Genomic DNA, 18,910 nt, shown 5'->3' with positions numbered 1-18,910 from the left:
CGTTGGGTCGGGGGATTTTTTTTATCGGTTTGCTCTTGTGCGAGGGGCGGGGAGTCCAGATGGCGCGGCCCCAAATCAGCTCAAAATCCTCATCGGCAGAAGGGCCAAGCGGCAGGCCGCGTGGCAATATGGCCGGCGGTTCAGGGCTCCGGCTGGTGGCCCTATGCTTGACCGCAGCCACCAGGAGGCCCGCATGGATGAGGAACAGAACAAGCGCAACGTCATGGCCTTCTATGACCTGATGTTCAACCAGTGCCAGCCCGCGCAGGCCATCGAACGGTACGCAGGCAGCGTCTACATCCAGCACAACCCGCACGTGGCCGATGGCAAGCAGGCCTTCATCGACTACTTCGAGCGCATGGCGCGGGAGTACCCCGGCAAGCACGTGGAGTTCAAGCGCGCCCTGGCCGAGGGGGACCACGTGGTGCTGCATTGCCTGCAGACCTGGCCGGGCGACAAGGACTATGCGGGCATCGACATCTTCCGGCTCGACGCGGATGGAAAGATCGTGGAGCACTGGGACGTGCTGCAGGTGGTCCCCGAGCGGTCGGCGCACGGGAACGGAATGTTCTGAGGCAGCGCGCGCCGTGCGCTCACAGGCGCCGGACCTGCGCCCCTGCCACCACGAAACGCAGCGTGCCCGGTGGCAATTGGTCCACCGCGGATCCCGTGAACGCTCCGAACGCCGGCAGCACGACCAGCCCCGGCGTCCATGCAAAGCAGGGCAGGCGCACGCTGTCACGCGCCAGTCCGTACAGGGTCGCCGTGGGGTGCAGGTGCCCCGCCAGCACCGTGGCCCCCGCTACCGAATGCGGGTGGTGGCAGGCCAGCACCTCGGCCCCCTCCATCGGTTGCCAGGGCTCATCGACCAGGGTGATACCCAGGGCTGCCGGCGGGTCGCCCGCATGCAGGTCGTGGTTGCCACGCACCAGCGTCATGCGAATGCCGGCGTGGCGCTCGCGCCAGGGCCGCAACTGGCTCCACAGGGCATCGGCCGCGCCGCTGCGCGCGTGCAGGAAATCGCCGAGGAAGACCAGGTGCTGCGCCCCCGTCACCGCCAGCACCGCATCGAGCCGGGCCAGGTTGTCGGCCGTGGTGCCGTGCGGCACGGGCTGGCCCGCGCGGCGGAAGGTGGCGGCCTTGCCGAAATGCACATCGGCCACGAAGGCCGTGCGCGCGGCGGGCCACCACACGGCGCGCTGGGGCAGCAACCACAGGGTGGTGCCGCCGGGCAGGGTGATGGCCAGGGCGCCTGCGGGCGGGGCAGTGGGTGAAGGGGCGAAAGAAGGGTCTGCGTTCACGGGCAATGTCGGTCGTCGTCGTGCTCAGAATCCGTGGCGCCTTCGCGGTCGGCGGGGCGTGTCTCCCGCATCGCCTCGGCGCGCGCGCCGGGGTGGCGCGGTGGCGCCGTCGGGCACATCCCAGGCCATGTCGGCCGGGTCCACGGGATTGTCGGCGAGGTGGGTGCCGGTGGTGTCGTCGGCGGCCTTCTCCAGCGCCTGCACCATGCGCGCCAGGCGGTCGGCCAGGGTCTCGGTGCTCAGGCGCTCGCGAAAGCGCTCGACCATCAGCGGCAGGGCGAACGGGGTGGGGCGCTCCAATGCATGGATGGACAGGGTCTGCGCCTGCATGCCGCGCAGGGTGCGGGCCAGGCGCTCCATGTCCAGCTCGTTCGCCAGCAACTCGGCGCGGGCCTGGGCCAGCAACAGGTTGTCGGGGTCGTACTGGGCGAACACGTCGTAGTACAGCGACGACGATGCCTGCAACTGGCGGCTGCTGCGCTGCTCGCCCGGGTGGCTCTGGAAGATGAGGCCGGCGATGCGCGCGATCTCGCGAAAGCGTCGGCGCGCCATCTCGGTGGCGTTGAGGCTGGCCAGCACCTCCTCTTCGAGCCCGCCGCCCAGGGCGGTGGGCGTGCCCTCGCCCAGGATGCGCGGCAGCAGCGTGGCCCAATCGATGGGCTTGGCCGAGAGCAGCTCCAGCCCATAGTCGTTGACGGCGATGGAGAAGGTGTTGGCCACCTGCTGCGATGCGCGCCAGGCCAGCAGGCCGGCCAGGCCCAGGTGCACCAGGCGGCCCGCCAGCGGGTACAGGTACAGGTGCCAGCCCTCGCGGGTGTGCAGGGTTTCGGCCACCAGGCGGCCGGGCGTGGGCAGGGCCGACCAGGCTTCCTGCACGGCCAGCAGGGGCCGGGCACACTGCATCTCGGGCGATGCGTACACGCCGCGCTCGGCCTGCTCCAGCATCTCCAGCATGGCGTCTGCCAGCGTGTTGGACAGGGGCATGCGCCCGCCATTCCAGCGCGGCAGCGCGGCGCTGCCCTTGGGGGCGATGCGCACGTAGGCCGTCATCTGCTGGGTGCGCACCAGCTCCAGCAGGCGCCCGGCGAACATGAACACATCGCCCTTGCGCAGCCGGGCGATGAAGCTCTCTTCCACCGAACCCAGGCGCCCGCCACTCACGAACTGCACCTGCATGCTGGCGTCGCTCACGATGGTGCCGATGTTGCTGCGGTGGCGGCGCGCCAGCCGCGCATCGGGCACGCGCCACACGCCTTCCTCATCGGGCGCGGCGCGCTGGAAATCGGGGTAGATGGCTAGCGAGGCCCCTCCCTGGTGCACGAACTGCAGCGCCCACTGCCAGTCGTTGTCGGCCAGCGCGGCATAGGCCGGGGCACGGCGCACCTCGGCCAGCAGCGCCTCGGGCACGAAGCCGCCTCCCAGCGCCACGGTGACCAGGTGCTGCACCAGTACATCGAGCGGCGCGCGCGGCGTGTGCCGGTCTTCGATGCGGCCCAGCGCCAGCGCGTGGCGTGCGGCGGCGGCCTCCACCAGCTCCAGGCTGTGCGTGGGCACCAGCGTGATGCTCGACGTGCGCCCTGGCGCGTGGCCGGATCGGCCCGCGCGCTGCACCAGCCGCCCCACACCCTTGGCCGAGCCGATCTGCAGCACCTGCTCCACGGGCAGAAAGTCCACGCCCAGGTCCAGGCTCGACGTGCAGACCACCGCCTTGAGCAGGCCGGCCTTGAGCCCGTTCTCCACCCAGGCGCGCACTTCCTGGCCCAGCGATCCATGGTGCAGCGCGATGGTGCCCGCCCAGTCGGGCCGTGCCTCCAGCAGCGCCTGGTACCAGCGCTCGGCCTGCGAGCGGGTGTTGGTGAACACCAGGGTCGATGCACAGGCCTCGATGGATTCCACCACCTGCGGCAGCAGCGCCAGGCCCATGTGGCCGGCCCAGGCAAAGCGGTCCACCTTGGCGGGCAGCATCACGTCCACCCGCAGGGCCTTGTCGATGCGGCCCTGCACCAGCACGGCGGGCGGTGCGGCGGGGGCGCCCTGCACCGGGCGGGGCAGCAGCGTGTCCAGCGCCTCCTGCAGGTTGCCCAGCGTGGCCGACATGCCCCAGACCTGCAGGGCCGGGTTCCAGCCCGACAAGCGCGCCAGCGCCAGCTGTGCCTGCACGCCGCGCTTGTTGCCCACCAGCTCATGCCATTCGTCTACCACCACCAACTGCACATGGCGCAGGCGCTCATGGGCATCGGCGCGCGCCAGCAACAGCGACACGCTTTCGGGCGTGGTCACCAGCAGCGTGGGCAGGCGGCGGTCCTGCGCGGCGCGCTCGCCGCTGGCGGTGTCGCCGGTGCGCAGGCCACTGGTCCAGTCCGGCGCCAGGTCGGGCAGGGGCGCTACCAGTGCGCGCAGCGTGTCGGCGGCCAGGGCGCGCATGGGGGTGATCCACAGCACGGTGAGCGGCGGCGCTGCCGCACGGCGTGTGCGCAGGGCCGTGCGCGCGCTCGCCTCTGCAACGGGTGCCACGGGCGCGCCTGCCAGCGCCAGGTGCTGCAACGCACCCAGCCACACGGCATAGGTCTTGCCCGCACCGGTGGTGGCGTGCAGCAGGCCCGAGCGCCCTTCGCCCATGGCACGCCATACCTCCTGCTGGAAGCCGAAGGGCTGCCAGCCGCGCGTGGTCATCCAGCCGGCAGCCGCACTCGCGGCCACCGTGGGCAGCGGCTTGCGCGGGCGGCGGGCGGTGCTCATGCGGCGGCGTCCTGCCCTGGCAGCAGGGCCATCAGCGTCTGCAAGGTATCGGCCTCGGCCACCGTCTTGTCCTGGCGCCAGCGCAGCATGCGCGGAAAGCGCACCGCGATGCCGCTCTTGTGGCGCGGGCTCTTGCCGATACCCTCGAAGCCCAGCTCGAAGACCATGGTCGCATCCACGCTGCGCACCGGCCCGAAGCTCTCGCGCGTGGTCTTGCGGATGATGGCGTCCACCTGGCCTATCTCCACGTCCGTCAGGCCCGAATAGGCCTTGGCGAAAGGCACCAGCTGGCGCTCGGGGTCGCCCTGCGGCCCGTTCCACACGGCAAAGGTGTAGTCGCTGTACAGGCTGGCGCGGCGGCCGTGGCCGCGCTGGGCGTAGATCAGCACGGCATCCACGCTCATCGGGTCGATCTTCCACTTCCACCACACGCCCACGTCCTTGGTGCGGCCCACGCCGTAGTGCGCCTGGCGGTTCTTGAGCATGAAGCCCTCGGTGCCCATGCCACGCGCGGCCTCGCGCTGGCGCGCTAGGTCCTCCCAGTCGTTGCCCTGCAGCAGCGCGCTCAGCCGCAGGGTGTGCTGCGGTGGGGGGGCGATGGCCGCGGCCGGGTCAGCTTGCAGTGTTGCCTCCAGCAGCGCGCGGCGTGCCTGTTGGGGCAGCTGGCGCAGGTCCTGCCCCGCATGTTCGAGCAGGTCGTATGTCACCAGCACCACGGGCAGCTCGCGCAGCAGCTTGGGGCCCAGGGTCTTGCGGCCCAGGCGTTTTTGCAGGTCGGCAAAGGGGCGGGGCTGGGGCTCGTCGGGCAGCCATACGATGATCTCGCCATCGACCACCGTGCCATCGGGCAGTGCCGCCATCGCGGCCTCGGCCAGCTCGGGAAAGCGGTCGGTCACCAGCTCCTCGCCGCGCGACCACACCCACACAGCGCCGCCACGGCGCACGATCTGCGCGCGGATGCCGTCCCACTTCCACTCCACCAGCCAGTCCTCTGGCGCGCCCAACAGCGCGGGCATCTCGGCCACCGGCTGGCTGAACGGGTGGGCCAGGAAGAAGGGGTAGGGCTGGCCGGCCATGCCTGGGTCCGCCGCACTGCCCGTGTCGCCGTCCGCAGCTTCCTCCACGGGCGCCACCAGCGCGTTGTAGTCGCCCGCCTGCGGCTGCCGGCCGATCTGCGTGTAGCCCATCAACCTGTGGGCAATGCGCTTGGGGTCCAGCGCGCTCACGGTGGCCAGCGCCTGTGTGACCTGCAGGCGCGACACCCCCACGCGGAAGTTGCCGGTGATGAGCTTGAAGTACACGAAGCGCTGCTCCGGCGCCAGCATGTTCCACTGCGTGCGCAGCCGGGCATCGGCCTCCTCGGGCGGCAGGGCGCGCAGCGGCAGCAACTGGGCCATCCACTCGGCCAGCGGCAGGTCCACCGGCTGCACCGGCGGTGGCAGCAGCAGGGCCAGTGTTTCGGCCAGGTCGCCCACGGCCTGGTAGCTCTCTTCGAACAGCCATTCGGGCAGGCCGGCCGCTTCCTGCGCCAGGGCCTTCAGGCGCTTGGTAGGCACCATCTGGCGCGGCTTGCCCCCCGCCAGGAAGTAGGTGGCCCAGGCCGCATCGGCCGGTGGCGCCACGCGCAGGTAGGCCACCAGCGCCGCCAGCTTGGCCGACTGCCCGGTGGTGGCATCGAGCGCCTGGAACAGCTGGGCAAAGGCCTTCATGGTGCCGCGGCCTCAGGCGCCGGTGCATCGGCCTGTGCTGGCGGCGCTGCCCCTGCGTCGTCCTCGTTGTCGTCGGCGCCGTATTCGGTCACGAACACCTGGGCATCGAGCCCCTGCTCGCACAGCCAGCGCACCATCACCTCGGTGCTGCCGTGGGTGACGATGATGCGTTCGGCCCCCGTGGCTCCAATGGCCTTCTGCAGGCTGGGCCAATCCGCATGGTCGCTCATCACGAAGCCCCGGTCCACGCCGCGGCGACGGCGCGCGCCGCGCACCAGCATCCAGCCGCTGGCAAAGGCATCGGAATGCTCGCCAAAGCGCTTGAGCCAGGGTGTTCCTGCGGCAGAGGGCGGCGCCAGCACCAGCGCGCGGCGCAACTCGGCCTTGGTGACGCCCGGGTCCGTCACGCGCAGCGTGGGCGGCAGCGCCACCCCTGCTGCGCGGTACACGGCGTTGAGCGGGTCCACCGCGCCATGCACGACGATGGGGCCGATGCCCGCGTCCACCCCGTGCAGCAGCCGCTGCGCCTTGCCGAAAGCATACGCATACAGCACGCTGGCCTTGCCAACGGCCGCATTCGCCGCCCACCAGGCATTGATGTCGGCGAACAGCGCAGGCTGCGATGGCCAGCGGTAGATCGGCAGGCCAAAGGTCGACTCGGTGATGAAGGTATGGCAGCGCACCGGCTCGAACGGCGAGCAGGTGCCATCGTCCTCGAGCTTGTAGTCGCCCGAGGCCACCCACACCTGGCCGCCATGCTCCACCCGCACCTGGGCCGAACCCAGCACATGCCCCGCCGGGTGCAGCGACAGGCGCACGCCGTGGTGGTCGATCACCTCGCCGTAGGCCAGCGTCTGCAGGTCGATGTCGGTGCCCAGCCGGTTGCGCAGCGTGCCCTCGCTGTCCTGGTGCGCCAGGTAATGCGCCGAGCCCATGCGCGCATGGTCCGAGTGCGCATGCGTGATCACGGCCCGCTCCACCGGCCGCCAGGGGTCGATGTAGAAATTGCCGGCCGGGCAGTACAGGCCTTCGGGGCGGTGGACGATGAGGTCGCTGGGCATGGATGAGGAGCAATAGAGCGCGGGCAACCGGGCTGTTCATCCTAAGCGCTGAGAGGGGGCAGTTGCAGGGCGCCAGGCAAGTCACAGCGCTGTCCTACACGGTATTGCAGGGAGGTGCATGGCTCGCGTTTGTTGGCTACCATGCTTGCGACGCGTCTCTGGTTGTACCCCCATGCTTTCAACGATGACATCCGCCCAACACCGTGTACTGGTCACCCTCGGGATGGTGGCATGCCTGGCGCAGGCGGCCTGGGGCCAAGCGCCCCGCACCAACGCCTTCAACGACCCTTTCGTACAGGTGACGTCGGCCATCGCGGCCTGTCCCGTGCCAGAGGGCCCGCTCTACACCGAGGCCGAGGTGCGCGAACTGGCCCATGTGCGCTCGCAGCACGGCGGCAGCTGCCACCGCGTGGGGCGCTGCCGGTTGTCCAACTCCTACCTGTACGACGCCGAGATCATTCCGCGCGTGCAGCGCTACGTCCGCGAGGAAGGGCGCTTTGACGACACCAGCGTGTGGGTACTGGGCGAGCGGCGCCTGGTCACGCTGATGGGCTGCGTGCAGTCGGCCGAGCAGGCGCTGGCGCTGGAGAAAGCGGTGGAGCTGGTGGACGACGTGATGGGCGTGATCAACCTGTTGCAGGTGGGCACCGAGCGCAGCGCGGCGCGCTATCCGCTGGCCAGATAGCGCAAGCCAGGGTGTTTGCGCAATCGGCCCTGACCAGCACTTGAGCGCCTGAACCACACTGCCCCGATGGGGGCTTTTGCACGCAGCCGTCCTGCTGCATATTGCCGTTTCTTCCGAACCGTTCCTGTCTTGCAAAGGAAACCCCCCATGCACTTCAAGCACTCCCTGCTCGCGGCCGCCACCCTGGCCCTGGCAGCCATCGCCCCCCACGCATCGGCAAAACCGTTCAAGTGGGCCGGGTCCACCGACATCCAGTCCATGGACATCCACTCGCAGAACAGCGCCCTGGGCAATGGCATCCACGCCGCGGTGTATGAGTCGCTGGTGATGTTCAACAGCCGCACTCTCAAGGTCGAGCCGCTTTTGGCCACTTCGTGGCAGTTGGTCAGCCCCACGCAGCTGCGCGTGAAGCTGCGCCAGGGCGTGAAGTTCAGCGACGGCTCCACCATGACGGCGGACGACGTGGTGTTTTCGCTGCAGCGCGCGATGAGCAAGAGTTCCACCTACGCCATCTACACGCAGGGCATGGACCGCATCGCCAAGGTGGATGGCGAGACCATCGACATCTTTCTGAAGAACCCCAACCCGGTGCTGCTCAACCAGCTGACCGAGCTGCGCGTGATGAGCAAGGCCTGGTCCGAGAAGAACAACGCTGTCGAGCCCAAGGACATCAAGTCCAAGGACGAGACCTTCTCGCACCGCAATGCCATGGGCACCGGGCCCTTCGTGCTCAAGGAATGGGTGCCCGACCAGAAGCTGGTGTTCGCCGCCAACCCGCTGTGGTGGAACGCGGGCAAGACCGAGGGCAACGTCACCGAGATCGTCTACACGCCCATCAAGTCCGAGGCCACGCGCGTCGCAGCCCTGCTCTCGGGCGAGGTCGACATGGTGCGCGACACCAGCCTGCAGGACCTGGAGCGGCTCAGGGCCAACCCGAACATCAAGGTCATGGAGATGGTCGAGAACCGCACCGTCTACCTGGCCCTGGACCAGTTCCGCGAAGAGCTGCCGGGCAGCAGCATCAAGGGCAAGAACCCGCTCAAGGATCTGCGCGTGCGCAAGGCGCTGTACCAGGCCATCGACGTGGCCACCCTGCAGCGCGTGACCATGCGCGGCATGTCCAAGCCCACGGGCGCCATGGTCTCGCCACTGGTCAACGGCTGGACGGAGGCCGTGGACAAGCGCCTGCCCTACGACCCCAATGCCGCCAAGGCGCTGCTGGCCGACGCCGGCTACAAGGACGGCTTCGAGGTCGATTTCGCCTGCAGCAACAACTCCATCATCCAGGACGAGAACCTGTGCCAGGCCATCACCTCGATGTGGGCGCGCGTGGGCGTCAAGGCCAAGCTGCGCACCATGCCCTCCATCACCTACTACCCCATGGCGCAGCGGCACGAAGCCAGCATCACCCTGCTCAGCTGGGGCGTGCCGACCTTCGATGCGCTGTACACCCTGCAGTCGCTCACGCGCACCAAGACCACGGGCGGCGACGGCAACTACAACCTGGGCCGCTACAGCAACGAGCGCATGGACTACATCGTGGACCGCGTGAAGACCGAGATCGACCAGCCCGTGCGCAACCGCCTGCTGACCGAAGGCCTGCAGCTGCAGAACGACACGGTGGCCAACATCCCCCTGCACAACCAGATGCTGGCCTGGGCGATGAAGAAGAACGTCGAGCTGGTGCAACGCCCCGACAACCGCATCGACTGGCGTTTAATCAAGGTGAACTGACCTGTGCCCCCGGTGTTCCATCAAACCGCGTCGAGCGGGAACACCGGCCGGCGCACGTTCTTGAACGGGAACAGCGCGTAGTTGGAGCTGGTCACGCCCGTGGGGCTGTCGCACTCGACCAGCGCGTGCGACAGCGGCACGAACACCGGGCGGCAGTACATGCGCGACTTGAGCAGCACGAAGCGGTGCGCCGTGGGGTCCACCCCCACGCACGAGAACACACCCAGGTCCCAGGGCTCGTGGGTCTTCTCGGTCACCACGATCCGTGCGCTGCCGGTGTCGAACAGCACGGTGCGCCCCATCGCGCAGCGTTGCCCGGTGTAGATGGGGCCGGTCACGGTGTACTCGCCATCGCTGATGGCGCGCACCGTGCCGGTCAGCGCCACGGGCTTCTTGGCCACGTTGAGCTGGGTGAGCGGCACCTTGTTGCCCAGGTACACGGTGCGCTGCGCGCCCACGCCGGCCGCCACGAGCTCGGCCACCGCCTCGGCGTCGCACAGCGGGCCCACGGCGATGTCCGACAGGCCCTCGGCGAGGGCGGCCTGCAAGACATCCATGGAGTCGCAGGTGCCGCCGGACATGCAGTTGTCGCTGTGGTCCAGCAGCAGCACCGGGCGGCTGGCACCCGCGGCCAGCGCCTGGGCACGCTGCAGGGATTCGGCCAGAGGCTCACTGTCGTAGACGAACTCGGCGCGCTCCTGCCAGATGGTGGCGGCAATGCGGTCGGCTGCGGCCTGGGCTGCTTCGGTGTCGTCGGCGCGGCCGGTGACGACCACGCTCATGAACGGCGCCTCGATGTCGGCCAGCGAGAACCCAGCGAACACCGAGACGGCGTGTACGCCCTCGGCCTCCGTTGCGCGCGCGGCGTCCACCGCGCGCAGCATGGCGCCCTGCAACGTGGTGCTGCGCAGGGTGTGGCCCATCATGGGCAGTTGGTGCCAGCGCACGCTGTAGCGTGCCTGGCCCTGCAGCATGGCCAGCAGCAGGCGCCCGGCATGCTCGCCGGTCTCGTACATGTCGATGTGCGGGTAGGTCTTGAAGCCCACCATGACGTCGGCGTTGGCGACCATCTTCGGCGTGATGTTGCCGTGCAGGTCCAGCGCCACGCCGATGGGCACGCCGGGCGCCGCTGCGCGCACGCGTTCGAGCAGGTCGCCCTCGCCATCGGGGCTGTTCTCGGCCACCATGGCGCCATGCAGGTCGAGCAGGATGGCATCGCAGCCCGGCGCCGCCTCGACGATGCGTCGGGTCAGCTCGTCGTAGGCGGCGGCATGCACCGGGCCGCTGGGGTTGGACATGGCCGACACCGGCGTGACCAGTGTGGCGCCCAGGCCCCGGGCCAGGTCGATGAAGGCCGCCATGGCTGTGCGCATGCCCAGGTTGTCGCGCAGCGCATCTTCGCCGTAGGTGGGCGCAAACGCCTCCAGCGGCGTGGGCACGGGCGAGAAGGTGTTGGTCTCGTGGTTCAGGCGGGCGATGAGGATCTTCATGCGGCCACCACCTGGGCGCTGCGCAGCATGGCCTGCAGCAGTACGTTGCAGCCGGCCTCCAGGTGATCGGGCTCGGCGTCCTCGATCTCGTTGTGGCTGATGCCATCGGCGCAGGGCACGAAGACCATGGCAGTGGGTGCCAGGCGCGCCAGGTACACGGCATCGTGCCCGGCACCGCTGACCACGTCCATCGCGGTATAGCCCAGTGCCTGGGCATCGGCGCGCACGCCTTCGACCAGCGCGGGCGCAAACGGCTGTGGCGGGAAGTACACCACCTGCTCCACCGCGATGGGCGTGCGGTGGGCGGTGCCGATGCGCTCGCAGGCGGCGCGCAGCTCGGCGTCCATCTGCAGCAGCTCGGCGTCGTCGGCAGCACGCAGGTCCACCGTCATGCGCACGCTGCCGGGGATCACATTGCGCGAACTCGGGAACACCTCCAGCACACCCACCGTGCCGCGTGCATGCGGTGCGTGGTCCAGCGCGATGCGATTCACCTCGGCCACCAGCGTGCTGGCCGCCAGCAGCGCATCGCGGCGCAGTTCCATCGGCGTAGGGCCGGCGTGCGCTTCCATGCCCTGCACGCTCACGTCGTACCAGCGCTGGCCCAGGGCACCCTGCACCACGCCGATCACGCAGCCATTGGCCTCCAGCACCGGGCCCTGCTCGATGTGCGCTTCGAAATACGCGCCCACGGGCGGCGTGGGGCCGCTTTCGCCGGCATAGCCGATGGCGGCCAGTGCCTCGGCCACGCTGGTGCCCTGCGCATCGCGCTGGGCCAGCGCATGGTCGAGCGTGAAGGCCCCGGCGAACACGCCCGAGCCCATCATCACCGGCACGAAGCGCGAGCCTTCCTCATTGGTCCAAACGGCCACCTCGATGGGGGCTTCGGTCACGATACCGTGGTCGTTCAGGGTGCGCACCACCTCGATGCCGGCCAGCACGCCATAGTTGCCGTCGAACTTGCCGCCCGTGGGCTGGGTGTCGATGTGGCTGCCGGTCATCACCGGGGGCAGGGCATCGTTGCGCCCCGCGCGGCGCGCGAAGATATTGCCGATGGCATCCACGCGCACGCTGCAGCCGGCCTCGCGCGCCCAGCGCACGAACAGGTCGCGGCCTTCGCCGTCCAGCGCGGTCAGGGCCAGGCGGCACACGCCGCCCTTGGGCGTGGCGCCGATCTGCGCCAGGTCCATCAGCGATTGCCACAGGCGCGCGCCGTTCACGCGCGGCAGCAGGGCAGAGGGGTTGGTCTTCATGTTCACGGTAAGAGATTCCTGAAAAATGGGGCGGGGCGCTACGCGAGGCCCACGCCCAGGTAGCGGTCCTTGATGGCGTCGTCGGCCAGGAAGGCGGCGTTGTCTGCCTCATGCACGATGGCGCCCTGCTCGATCACGTAGTGCCGGTCGGCCAGCTGGGTGCAGACCTCCAGGTTCTGCTCCACCAGCAAAATGGCCACGCCGGCGGCCTTGATGGTCTTGAGCTGCGCCACGATCTCTTCCACGATCACGGGGGCCAGGCCTTCCACGGGCTCGTCCAGCATCAACAGGCGCGGCGCATTCATCAGCGCGCGGCCGATGGCCAGCATCTGCTGCTCGCCACCCGAGAGTTGGCCGCCGCCGTTGCTGCGCCGCTCCTTGAGGCGCGGAAAGATGCGGTAGACGTCCGGCAACTGCCAGGGCGAGCGCTTGCGCTGGCCCAGCAGCAGGTTCTCTTCCACCGTCAGCAGCTTGAAGATGCCGCGGTGCTCGGGCACCAGGCACACGCCGCGCTGGGCGATGGCGTGCGTGGCCAGGCCCTGCACCTCCTCGCCCGCAAAGCGCACGCGGCCCTGGGTGGGTGGCACCACCCCGCAGATGCTCTTGAGCGTGGTGGTCTTGCCCGCGCCGTTGCGACCGAGCAGAGTGACCAGCTCGCCGTCGCCCACGCGCAGGTCCACGCCCTGCAGCACATGGCTCTTGCCGTAGTGGGCATGCAGCCCTTCAATGCTGAGGATCGTCATGCCGCCTTGCCCCCCGTGATCATGTTGCCCAGGTAGGCGCTGCGCACCCGGTCGTCGCTGCGGATCGCGTGCGGATGCCCTTCGGCCAGCACGCGGCCCTGCTGCATCACCGTCACGGTGTCAGAGATGTCCATCACGATGTTCATGTTGTGCTCGATGAGTACCACGGTGTGCTCGTCCTTGAGGCCCTGGATCAGCCGCTTCATGTCATCCAGGTCGTCGATGCCCATGCCCGAGGTCGGCTCGTCCAGGAAGATCGCCTTGGGCCGCGCCGCCAGCGCCATGCCCACCTCCAACCGGCGCTGCTGGCCGTGCGAGAGGTTGCCCACCGGCGTGTCGGCATGGCGCTCCAGGCCCAGGCGGGCCAATACGCTGGCCACCACCTCTGCCTGCGAGCGCGCACCCTGCGGCGCATGCCAGCAGTTGAGCGCATGGCGCGGTGCGGTGCCCTGGGCGGCCAGGCGCAGGTTCTCGCGCACGGGCAGGGTAAGGAACAGGCTGGTCACCTGAAACGAGCGCGCCATGCCGCGCTGCACGCGCTTGTGGTCGGGCTCGTGTGTCACGTCGTGCCCGTCGAACACGATGCGCCCGCCGCTCACGGCCTTGGTTCCGGTAAGCATGTGGAACAGCGTGGTCTTGCCGGCGCCGTTGGGGCCGATGACCGAATGGACCGTGTTCGCGCGCACCTTGAGGTCCACGCCCGCGAGGGCGGCGAACTTGTCGTAGCGCTTTTCCACGCCCACGGCTTCGAGCAGGATGGGGGAGGTGGCTGCCGTGCTCATGCGTGGCCTCCTTGCGTCGTGGCGTCTGTCTTGCCGCCACGACCCTTGCCACGCAGCAGGTTCCAGGCCGACTCGCCCAGGCCCCACAGGCCGCGCTGCATACCCAGGCTCACCACCATCAGCACCACCCCCAGGATCAGCAGCCAGCGCGGCCACAGGGTGGACAGCCAGTCGCCCAGCAGCAGGTAGAAGGCCGAGCCGAGCAGCGAGGCCAGCAGGTTGCCCGTGCCGCCGATCACGGTCATCACCAGGATCATCTCGCTGGTGTGGTATTCGGCATTCGCCAGCGGGGCGATGCCGGTCATCATGGCGTGCAGCGCGCCGGCCAGGCCCGTCACCGCGCCCGAGATCACGAAGGCCTGCAGCTTGAGCAGGCGCAGGTTGTAGCCAATGGCGCCTGCGCGCTCCTCGTTGTCGCGCACCGCCAGCAGCGTGCGCCCGAAGACCGAGGCCGACACCTTCTGCAGCAGCCAGAAGGCCACCAGGAACACGGTGGCCACGAAGCCGTAGTACTGCCAGGGCGAGGCCAGCGGCCACAGGGTGAAGCCACCCACGGCCAGCGAGGGGCGCGGGATGTCCATCAGCCCGTTGTCGCCGCCCGTGATGCCGGGCATGGAGTAGGCGAGAAAGTAGAACATCTGCGCGAAGGCCAGGGTCAGCATCACGAAGTAGGTGCCGCGCTGGCGGATGGCCACCCAGCCGACGATGGCCGCGCCCAGTGCGCCAATCACCACGGCGAGCGCCAGGGCCAGCGGCATGGGCAGGGGCCAGCGCGTGAGCGTGAGGGCAATGGTGTAGCTGCCCAGCCCGAAGAAGATGCCCTGCCCGAAGGACAGCAGCCCGGTATGGCCCAGCAGCAGGTTGCAGCCCATGGCGGCCAGGCCATAGATCAGCACCTCGCTGGCCAGCGAGCCCGATTGCATGGTCAGCGGCATCACCAGCACCACGGCCAGCGCCAGCAGCAGGTGGAAATTCTTGCGCAGAAGTGTCGTCATGGTGGTGTTCATCCTTTGCGGCCCAGTAGGCCATGCGGGCGCAGCAGCAGCACAGCGGCCATGGCGATGTAGATCATCAGCCGCGCCCCCTCGGGCCACACGGTGCTCATCACGCTCTGCACGATGCCGATCAGCAGGCCGCCGATCAGCGCCCCGGCAAAGCTGCCCATGCCCCCGACCACCACCACGATGAAGGCCACGCCCAGCGCCTCGATGCCCATGAAGGGCTCGGCCCCGCGCATCGGGGCGGCGAGCACGCCGGCTATCGCCGCGGTGGCCGCGCCCAGCGCGAACACCAGGCTGAAGATGCGGAACACGTTGATGCCGAGCAGCGAGACCATCTCGGTCGATTCGCTGCCCGCGCGCACCGCGCTGCCCAGGCGCGTGCCTTCGAGCACGTACCACAGGCCCACGGCCAGCACGGCGGTGAAGCCGATCACGAACAGCCGGTACTTGGGGTAGACGATGCCGCCCCACATGACCACGCCCTGCAGCAGGTCGGGCACCGGCACGCTGTCACCGAGCGGCCCCCATTGCAGGATCACCAGCTCCTGGATGGCCAGGGCCAGGCCCACGGTGACGAGGATGTGGAACTCATGCGGCTTGGCGTACACATGGCGCAGCACTAGCTTCTCGGTGAGCCACCCCAGCGCACCCACGAGCACGGGCACCACGGCCAGGGCCAGCCAGAAGCTCAGGCCCCAGCGCGTCATCTGAAAGCAGAAGTAGGCGCCCAGCAGGTAGAAGGCCCCGTGCGCGAAGTTCACGAAGCGCAGCAGGCCGAACACGATGGACAGGCCGACGGCCAGCAGGAAGTACAGCATGCCGATGCCGATCCCGTTGATGGCCTGTAGCAGGTAGATGTTCATGGGCGAGAGATGGAAGGAGGAATCCCAAGGCGCGCAGCTGCGGACCTTGGAGGAAGGCGATGCGGCAGAGCCCGCGCGCGTTTGCGCGGGCAAAGCCGTGTCAGGCGAGCTTGCAGCCGGTCTGGTCCAGGGGCAGGAAGGACTTGCCCGAACTGACCACATCCACGTAGTCGTCCTTGTTGGCCATCTTCGCCTTGGCCTTGCCCTTGAGCAGGTAGTAGTTCTTGAGCACCTGGTGGTCGCCCTTGCGGATCTCTTCATCACCCGTCAGGCCCTGGTACTTCATGCCTTCCATGGCGGCGATCACGGCCTTGGGCTCCACCGTGCCGGCCTTGATGATGCCGTCGATCATGAGCTTGGTGCAGATGTACGAGCCCGCCAGGCTGTAGTTGGGGTTGGACTTGAACTTGTCGTTGCTGCGCTTGACGAGGTCCAGGTTGAGCGGTGCATTGGCCGTGTGCCAGTATTGCGCGCCAAAGTACACGCCCTCGCACAGGTCGGCGCCCAGCGACTCGAACTGCTCCAGCCCCGAGGCCCAGGCCACCAGGATGGTCATGTTCTTGTGCATGCCAAAGCTCACGGCCTGGCGCAGCGCGTCGGATGACTGCGAGCCGAAGTTGAGCAGCACCAGCACATCGGGCTTGGCGGCCATGGCGTTGGTCAGGTAGCCGCTGAACTCCTTCTCGGTCAGCGAGTGGTAGCTGTTGCCCACATGCTCCAGGCCCTTTTCCTTGAAGATGTTCTTGGCCGCCGAGAGCAGGCCGTCGCCGAACACGTACTGCGGGGTGATGGTGTACCAGCGCTTGGCCTTGGGCAGGGCCTCGGCCAGGGGGCGCACCGTCTGCTCGATGGCGCCGAAGGTAGGCACCGACCAGCGGAAGGTGGCGGCATTGCAGTCCTTGCCCGTGATCTCGTCGGCACCGGCGGTGGTGATGAAGATGCCGCCGGCCTTCTCGGCCTCCTTGCCCATGGCCAGCGATTCGGACGACAGGATGCCGCCCGCGAAGAAGCGCGTGCCCTGCTGCTGCGAGGACTCCTGCACCTTGCGCACAGCCGTGGCGGGCTTGCCTTCGGTGTCCAGCACCGTGTAGGCCAGGGGGCGCTTGAGGACGGTGCCGTACTGCTCGATGGCCAGCTTCATGCCCAGGTCCGCGAACTTGCCGTTGGCCGCGAACGCACCCGACATGGGCACCGGGCAGCCGAACTGGATGGCACCGCTGGCCTGCGCCCAGGCGCTCTGGGCCAGGCCCAGCGATGCGGGCAGGGCGCCCAGGGCAGAGAGTTGCAAGAGGTGGCGACGGTGCATGGGGGCTCCTGTGGAGGGGTTGAGGCCGGCTGGCCGATAGCGGGGCACGACTTGTGCAAAGCACACTGCGTGCCACCGCTGCAGAGCGTCGATTGCGCTCATTTCTGCTATTTATAGTGATAAATAGAATAAACACCGTGCGTGGAAACCCTGCATCCCTTCCGCCGCCCCCATGCGGTGCATACACTGCACCACGGGCGGTACTTCGCCGCGCGGATGCACCGCAGTGGCAGCCGACCGACCAACGACAATCCCATCCATGCCAACCAAACCGTCCGCACAGAAGCCGCTCAAAGCCCTCAAGCGCCCCGACCTGGTGGCGCAGGAGATCAAGCGCCTGATCACCGAGAAGAACCTGAGCCCGGGTGACCGCCTGCCGCGCGAGAGCGAGCTGCAGGCGCAGTTCGAGGTCAGCAAGGGCACCATCCGCGAGGCATTGAAGTCGCTGGAGGTGCAGGGGCTGGTGACCATCTCCACCGGCCCCTCGGGCGGCGGCACCATCGCCGAGGTGCCGCTGGACCGCACCCTGCAGTTCATGCAGAACTACCTGTTCTTCCAGGAAGTGACCATCGACAACATCTACGCCGTGCGCCAGTTCCTGGAGCCCGAGCTGGCCGCCGGCGCCGTGCCGCACCTGACCGAGGCCGACTTCGAGGCGCTGGAGCATTCCATCGCCTGCTGCGACCCCGCGTCGAGCAGCGAGGACATGCTCAGCCAGCGGCGCGAGGACGTGAACTTCCACGATATCCTGGCCGCGGCCAACCCGAACCCATTTTTGCGCTTCAACTGCGAGCTGATCAACGAGATGCTGCGCCAGCTCATCGTCTACGGTAACCGCACGCCCAAGGCCGAGCACCGGCGCTTCGGTGAGGTCAATGCCAACTTCCACCGCGAGATCGTGCAGGCCGCGCGGGCGCGCGACGTGGAGGCCGTGCGCACGCTGATGGCGCGCCACATGCAGGACGCGGCCAGCAGCGTCAAGCGCATGAAGGGGCGCATCCAGGGCCGGCTGATCCTGGACGCCGACACCCTGCGCAGCCCGCGCTCGGCCCATGTGCGGCCCAAAGCCGCCGCCAAGACGACCAAGCCGAAAGCTGGCGAGTAGGAGCTCAGCGCGCTGGTTGGAACATGATCAGCGCCATGCCGCACAGCGCCACGGCCACACCGGCAATGTCCCAGGCCGTGGGTCGGATCTGGTCCACCGCCCAGAGCCAGGCCAGCGCCACGCCGATGTAGACGCCGCCATAGGCGGCATACACCCGGCCGGCGGCCGCCGTGTCGTGCAGGGTCAGCAGCCAGGCGAACAGGGCCAGGCTGGCGGCGGCGGGCAGCAGCAGCCACATGGGCTTGCCTTGCTTGAGCCACAGGTAGGGCAGGTAGCAGCCCACGATCTCGGCCAGCGCGGTGGCGATGAACAGCAGCAGGGTCTTCATGCGGAGGGCAGGGGCGGCAGGGCGATTTGGGTCACGATGCTTCGATGGTGGGCGAAGCATCCGGGGCGGTCAAGCGCCTATCGTGAAGCCTGTTTCCACCACAGGATTTGCCGTCACCATGATCACCTGTTTCATCCGCTACGAGATCGACCCCTTCCAGCGCGACACCTTTGCCGAGTACGCGCGGCGCTGGGGCCAGATCATTCCGCGCTGCGGCGGCCACCTGCTGGGCTACTTCCTGCCGCACGAGGGCAGCAACTACGAGGCCTGGGGCCTGATCGGCTTCGACTCGCTGGCCGCCTACGAGGCCTACCGCGCGCGCTTGCGCAGCGATGCCGAGGGCCGCGCCAATTTCACCTTCGCGCAGGAAAAGCGCTTCATCCTGCGCGAGGAGCGCACGTTCACCCAGGGGGTGGAAGGCACGCTGGGCCTGCCAGCCCATGCGCAGGGGCCCACGCCATGATGGCCGTGATCTTCGAGGTGACGCCCGCGCCCGGCCAGCGCGGCGCCTACCTGGACGCAGCCGCGGCCTTGAAGCCCTTGCTGGCGCAGATCGACGGCTTCATCTCCATCGAGCGCTTCGAGAGCCTGGCCACGCCGGGCAAGCTGCTGTCGCTGTCCTTCTGGCGCGACGAGGAGGCCGTGGCCCGCTGGCGCCAGCAGGAGGCGCACCGCAGCACCCAGGCGGCCGGGCGTGACCATGTGTTTGCCGACTACCGCCTGCGCGTGGCGGCGGTGGTGCGCGACTACGGCATGAACGACCGGGCGCAGGCGCCTGGCGATTCGCGCGCGGTGCATGGCTGAGCGCGG

Annotated in this window: 18 protein-coding genes; 6 read left to right on the top strand and 12 right to left on the bottom strand. The window is 68.7% G+C overall.

Annotation, left to right across the window (positions count from 1 at the left end; genetic code table 11):
* Positions 1-193: 193 nt before the first annotated feature.
* Positions 194-574: a nuclear transport factor 2 family protein gene (locus ACSQ9E_RS28480; protein ID WP_057200794.1), complete on the top strand. Its 381-nt coding sequence runs from the start codon at positions 194-196 to the stop codon at positions 572-574.
* Between the two features lie 19 nt (positions 575-593).
* Here the strand turns inward: ACSQ9E_RS28480 and pdeM are convergent, their stop codons facing one another.
* From pdeM to ACSQ9E_RS28460, 4 genes are read right to left on the bottom strand one after another with little or no spacing between them, the layout of a single operon-like run.
* Positions 594-1,307, bottom strand: a complete 714-nt coding sequence (gene pdeM / locus ACSQ9E_RS28475) for a ligase-associated DNA damage response endonuclease PdeM (RefSeq protein WP_436219779.1) — start codon at positions 1,305-1,307, stop codon at positions 594-596.
* 18 nt (positions 1,308-1,325) lie between these two features.
* Positions 1,326-4,040: a ligase-associated DNA damage response DEXH box helicase gene (locus ACSQ9E_RS28470; protein ID WP_436219778.1), complete on the bottom strand. Its 2,715-nt coding sequence runs from the start codon at positions 4,038-4,040 to the stop codon at positions 1,326-1,328.
* Positions 4,037-5,749, bottom strand: a complete 1,713-nt coding sequence (locus tag ACSQ9E_RS28465) for an ATP-dependent DNA ligase (RefSeq protein WP_436219777.1) — start codon at positions 5,747-5,749, stop codon at positions 4,037-4,039. Before ACSQ9E_RS28465 ends, ACSQ9E_RS28470 begins: the two co-directional genes overlap by 4 nt.
* The gene (locus ACSQ9E_RS28460; RefSeq protein WP_436219776.1) at positions 5,746-6,810 is read right to left on the bottom strand and encodes a ligase-associated DNA damage response exonuclease; all 1,065 of its coding nucleotides are present in this window, start codon (positions 6,808-6,810) and stop codon (positions 5,746-5,748) included. The genes ACSQ9E_RS28465 and ACSQ9E_RS28460 overlap by 4 nt, the downstream gene beginning before the upstream one ends.
* A 184-nt stretch (positions 6,811-6,994) precedes the next feature.
* Between ACSQ9E_RS28460 and ACSQ9E_RS28455 the strand changes: the two genes are divergently transcribed.
* Both ACSQ9E_RS28455 and ACSQ9E_RS28450 read left to right on the top strand, forming a co-directional pair.
* Positions 6,995-7,495, top strand: a complete 501-nt coding sequence (locus ACSQ9E_RS28455) for a BON domain-containing protein (RefSeq protein ID WP_436219775.1) — start codon at positions 6,995-6,997, stop codon at positions 7,493-7,495.
* Between the two features lie 147 nt (positions 7,496-7,642).
* The gene (locus ACSQ9E_RS28450; RefSeq protein ID WP_436219774.1) at positions 7,643-9,229 is read left to right on the top strand and encodes an ABC transporter substrate-binding protein; all 1,587 of its coding nucleotides are present in this window, start codon (positions 7,643-7,645) and stop codon (positions 9,227-9,229) included.
* Positions 9,230-9,249: 20 nt separating this feature from the next.
* On the opposite strand, the gene ACSQ9E_RS28445 is transcribed toward ACSQ9E_RS28450, so the two are convergent.
* From ACSQ9E_RS28445 to ACSQ9E_RS28415, 7 genes are all read right to left on the bottom strand, one after another.
* The gene (locus tag ACSQ9E_RS28445) at positions 9,250-10,719 is read right to left on the bottom strand and encodes a M81 family metallopeptidase (protein WP_436219773.1); all 1,470 of its coding nucleotides are present in this window, start codon (positions 10,717-10,719) and stop codon (positions 9,250-9,252) included.
* The gene (locus ACSQ9E_RS28440; RefSeq protein WP_436220275.1) at positions 10,716-11,972 is read right to left on the bottom strand and encodes a Zn-dependent hydrolase; all 1,257 of its coding nucleotides are present in this window, start codon (positions 11,970-11,972) and stop codon (positions 10,716-10,718) included. Before ACSQ9E_RS28440 ends, ACSQ9E_RS28445 begins: the two co-directional genes overlap by 4 nt.
* A gap of 38 nt (positions 11,973-12,010) precedes the next feature.
* The gene (locus ACSQ9E_RS28435) at positions 12,011-12,715 is read right to left on the bottom strand and encodes an ABC transporter ATP-binding protein (protein ID WP_428002908.1); all 705 of its coding nucleotides are present in this window, start codon (positions 12,713-12,715) and stop codon (positions 12,011-12,013) included.
* Complete coding sequence (locus ACSQ9E_RS28430; protein ID WP_428002907.1) at positions 12,712-13,497, bottom strand: ABC transporter ATP-binding protein; 786 nt, start codon at positions 13,495-13,497, stop codon at positions 12,712-12,714. Before ACSQ9E_RS28430 ends, ACSQ9E_RS28435 begins: the two co-directional genes overlap by 4 nt.
* Positions 13,494-14,492 carry a branched-chain amino acid ABC transporter permease gene (locus ACSQ9E_RS28425; protein ID WP_428002906.1) on the bottom strand — a complete coding sequence of 333 codons (999 nt, stop codon included), beginning with the start codon at positions 14,490-14,492 and terminating at the stop codon, positions 13,494-13,496. Before ACSQ9E_RS28425 ends, ACSQ9E_RS28430 begins: the two co-directional genes overlap by 4 nt.
* Positions 14,493-14,500: 8 nt before the next feature.
* Positions 14,501-15,361: a branched-chain amino acid ABC transporter permease gene (locus tag ACSQ9E_RS28420; protein WP_057266805.1), complete on the bottom strand. Its 861-nt coding sequence runs from the start codon at positions 15,359-15,361 to the stop codon at positions 14,501-14,503.
* Between the two features lie 100 nt (positions 15,362-15,461).
* Positions 15,462-16,667 carry an ABC transporter substrate-binding protein gene (locus tag ACSQ9E_RS28415; protein WP_057266804.1) on the bottom strand — a complete coding sequence of 402 codons (1,206 nt, stop codon included), beginning with the start codon at positions 16,665-16,667 and terminating at the stop codon, positions 15,462-15,464.
* Between the two features lie 259 nt (positions 16,668-16,926).
* On the opposite strand from ACSQ9E_RS28415, the gene ACSQ9E_RS28410 reads away from it, so the two are divergent.
* A complete protein-coding gene (locus ACSQ9E_RS28410) occupies positions 16,927-17,772 on the top strand; it encodes a FadR/GntR family transcriptional regulator (protein ID WP_436219772.1) in 846 nt (281 codons plus the stop codon).
* Positions 17,773-17,776: 4 nt separating this feature from the next.
* Here the strand turns inward: ACSQ9E_RS28410 and ACSQ9E_RS28405 are convergent, their stop codons facing one another.
* Positions 17,777-18,100, bottom strand: coding sequence for a YnfA family protein (locus ACSQ9E_RS28405; RefSeq protein WP_436219771.1), 324 nt, complete (start codon positions 18,098-18,100; stop codon positions 17,777-17,779).
* A gap of 118 nt (positions 18,101-18,218) precedes the next feature.
* Here ACSQ9E_RS28405 and ACSQ9E_RS28400 point away from each other — a divergent pair, with 118 nt between their 5' ends.
* On the top strand, positions 18,219-18,563 hold the full coding sequence (locus ACSQ9E_RS28400) for an NIPSNAP family protein (protein WP_428002903.1): 345 nt from the start codon (positions 18,219-18,221) through the stop codon (positions 18,561-18,563).
* Positions 18,560-18,904 (top strand): antibiotic biosynthesis monooxygenase family protein, encoded by a 345-nt coding sequence (locus ACSQ9E_RS28395; RefSeq protein WP_428002902.1) that lies wholly within the window; start codon positions 18,560-18,562, stop codon positions 18,902-18,904. The genes ACSQ9E_RS28400 and ACSQ9E_RS28395 overlap by 4 nt, the downstream gene beginning before the upstream one ends.
* The last annotated feature ends 6 nt before the right edge of the window (positions 18,905-18,910 follow it).

Origin of the sequence: Acidovorax sp. LjRoot118 (assembly GCF_964253575.1) — a bacterium.
Classification (GTDB): domain Bacteria; phylum Pseudomonadota; class Gammaproteobacteria; order Burkholderiales; family Burkholderiaceae_C; genus Acidovorax.
The sequence above is the reverse complement of the archived record's forward strand: the minus strand, read 5'-3'. Positions and strand labels throughout refer to the sequence as shown.

Bases quoted from the DNA above. Each gene is read 5' to 3' on its own strand.
- ACSQ9E_RS28480 (WP_057200794.1), top strand. From the start codon at position 194: ATGGATGAGGAACAGAACAAGCGCAACGTCATGGCCTTCTATGACCTG.
- ACSQ9E_RS28470 (WP_436219778.1), bottom strand. From the start codon at position 4,040: ATGAGCACCGCCCGCCGCCCGCGCAAGCCGCTGCCCACGGTGGCCGCG.
- ACSQ9E_RS28465 (WP_436219777.1), bottom strand. From the start codon at position 5,749: ATGAAGGCCTTTGCCCAGCTGTTCCAGGCGCTCGATGCCACCACCGGG.
- ACSQ9E_RS28460 (WP_436219776.1), bottom strand. From the start codon at position 6,810: ATGCCCAGCGACCTCATCGTCCACCGCCCCGAAGGCCTGTACTGCCCG.
- ACSQ9E_RS28455 (WP_436219775.1), top strand. From the start codon at position 6,995: ATGACATCCGCCCAACACCGTGTACTGGTCACCCTCGGGATGGTGGCA.
- ACSQ9E_RS28450 (WP_436219774.1), top strand. From the start codon at position 7,643: ATGCACTTCAAGCACTCCCTGCTCGCGGCCGCCACCCTGGCCCTGGCA.
- ACSQ9E_RS28445 (WP_436219773.1), bottom strand. From the start codon at position 10,719: ATGAAGATCCTCATCGCCCGCCTGAACCACGAGACCAACACCTTCTCG.
- ACSQ9E_RS28440 (WP_436220275.1), bottom strand. From the start codon at position 11,972: ATGAAGACCAACCCCTCTGCCCTGCTGCCGCGCGTGAACGGCGCGCGC.
- ACSQ9E_RS28435 (WP_428002908.1), bottom strand. From the start codon at position 12,715: ATGACGATCCTCAGCATTGAAGGGCTGCATGCCCACTACGGCAAGAGC.
- ACSQ9E_RS28430 (WP_428002907.1), bottom strand. From the start codon at position 13,497: ATGAGCACGGCAGCCACCTCCCCCATCCTGCTCGAAGCCGTGGGCGTG.
- ACSQ9E_RS28425 (WP_428002906.1), bottom strand. From the start codon at position 14,492: ATGACGACACTTCTGCGCAAGAATTTCCACCTGCTGCTGGCGCTGGCC.
- ACSQ9E_RS28420 (WP_057266805.1), bottom strand. From the start codon at position 15,361: ATGAACATCTACCTGCTACAGGCCATCAACGGGATCGGCATCGGCATG.
- ACSQ9E_RS28415 (WP_057266804.1), bottom strand. From the start codon at position 16,667: ATGCACCGTCGCCACCTCTTGCAACTCTCTGCCCTGGGCGCCCTGCCC.
- ACSQ9E_RS28410 (WP_436219772.1), top strand. From the start codon at position 16,927: ATGCCAACCAAACCGTCCGCACAGAAGCCGCTCAAAGCCCTCAAGCGC.
- ACSQ9E_RS28405 (WP_436219771.1), bottom strand. From the start codon at position 18,100: ATGAAGACCCTGCTGCTGTTCATCGCCACCGCGCTGGCCGAGATCGTG.
- ACSQ9E_RS28400 (WP_428002903.1), top strand. From the start codon at position 18,219: ATGATCACCTGTTTCATCCGCTACGAGATCGACCCCTTCCAGCGCGAC.
- ACSQ9E_RS28395 (WP_428002902.1), top strand. From the start codon at position 18,560: ATGATGGCCGTGATCTTCGAGGTGACGCCCGCGCCCGGCCAGCGCGGC.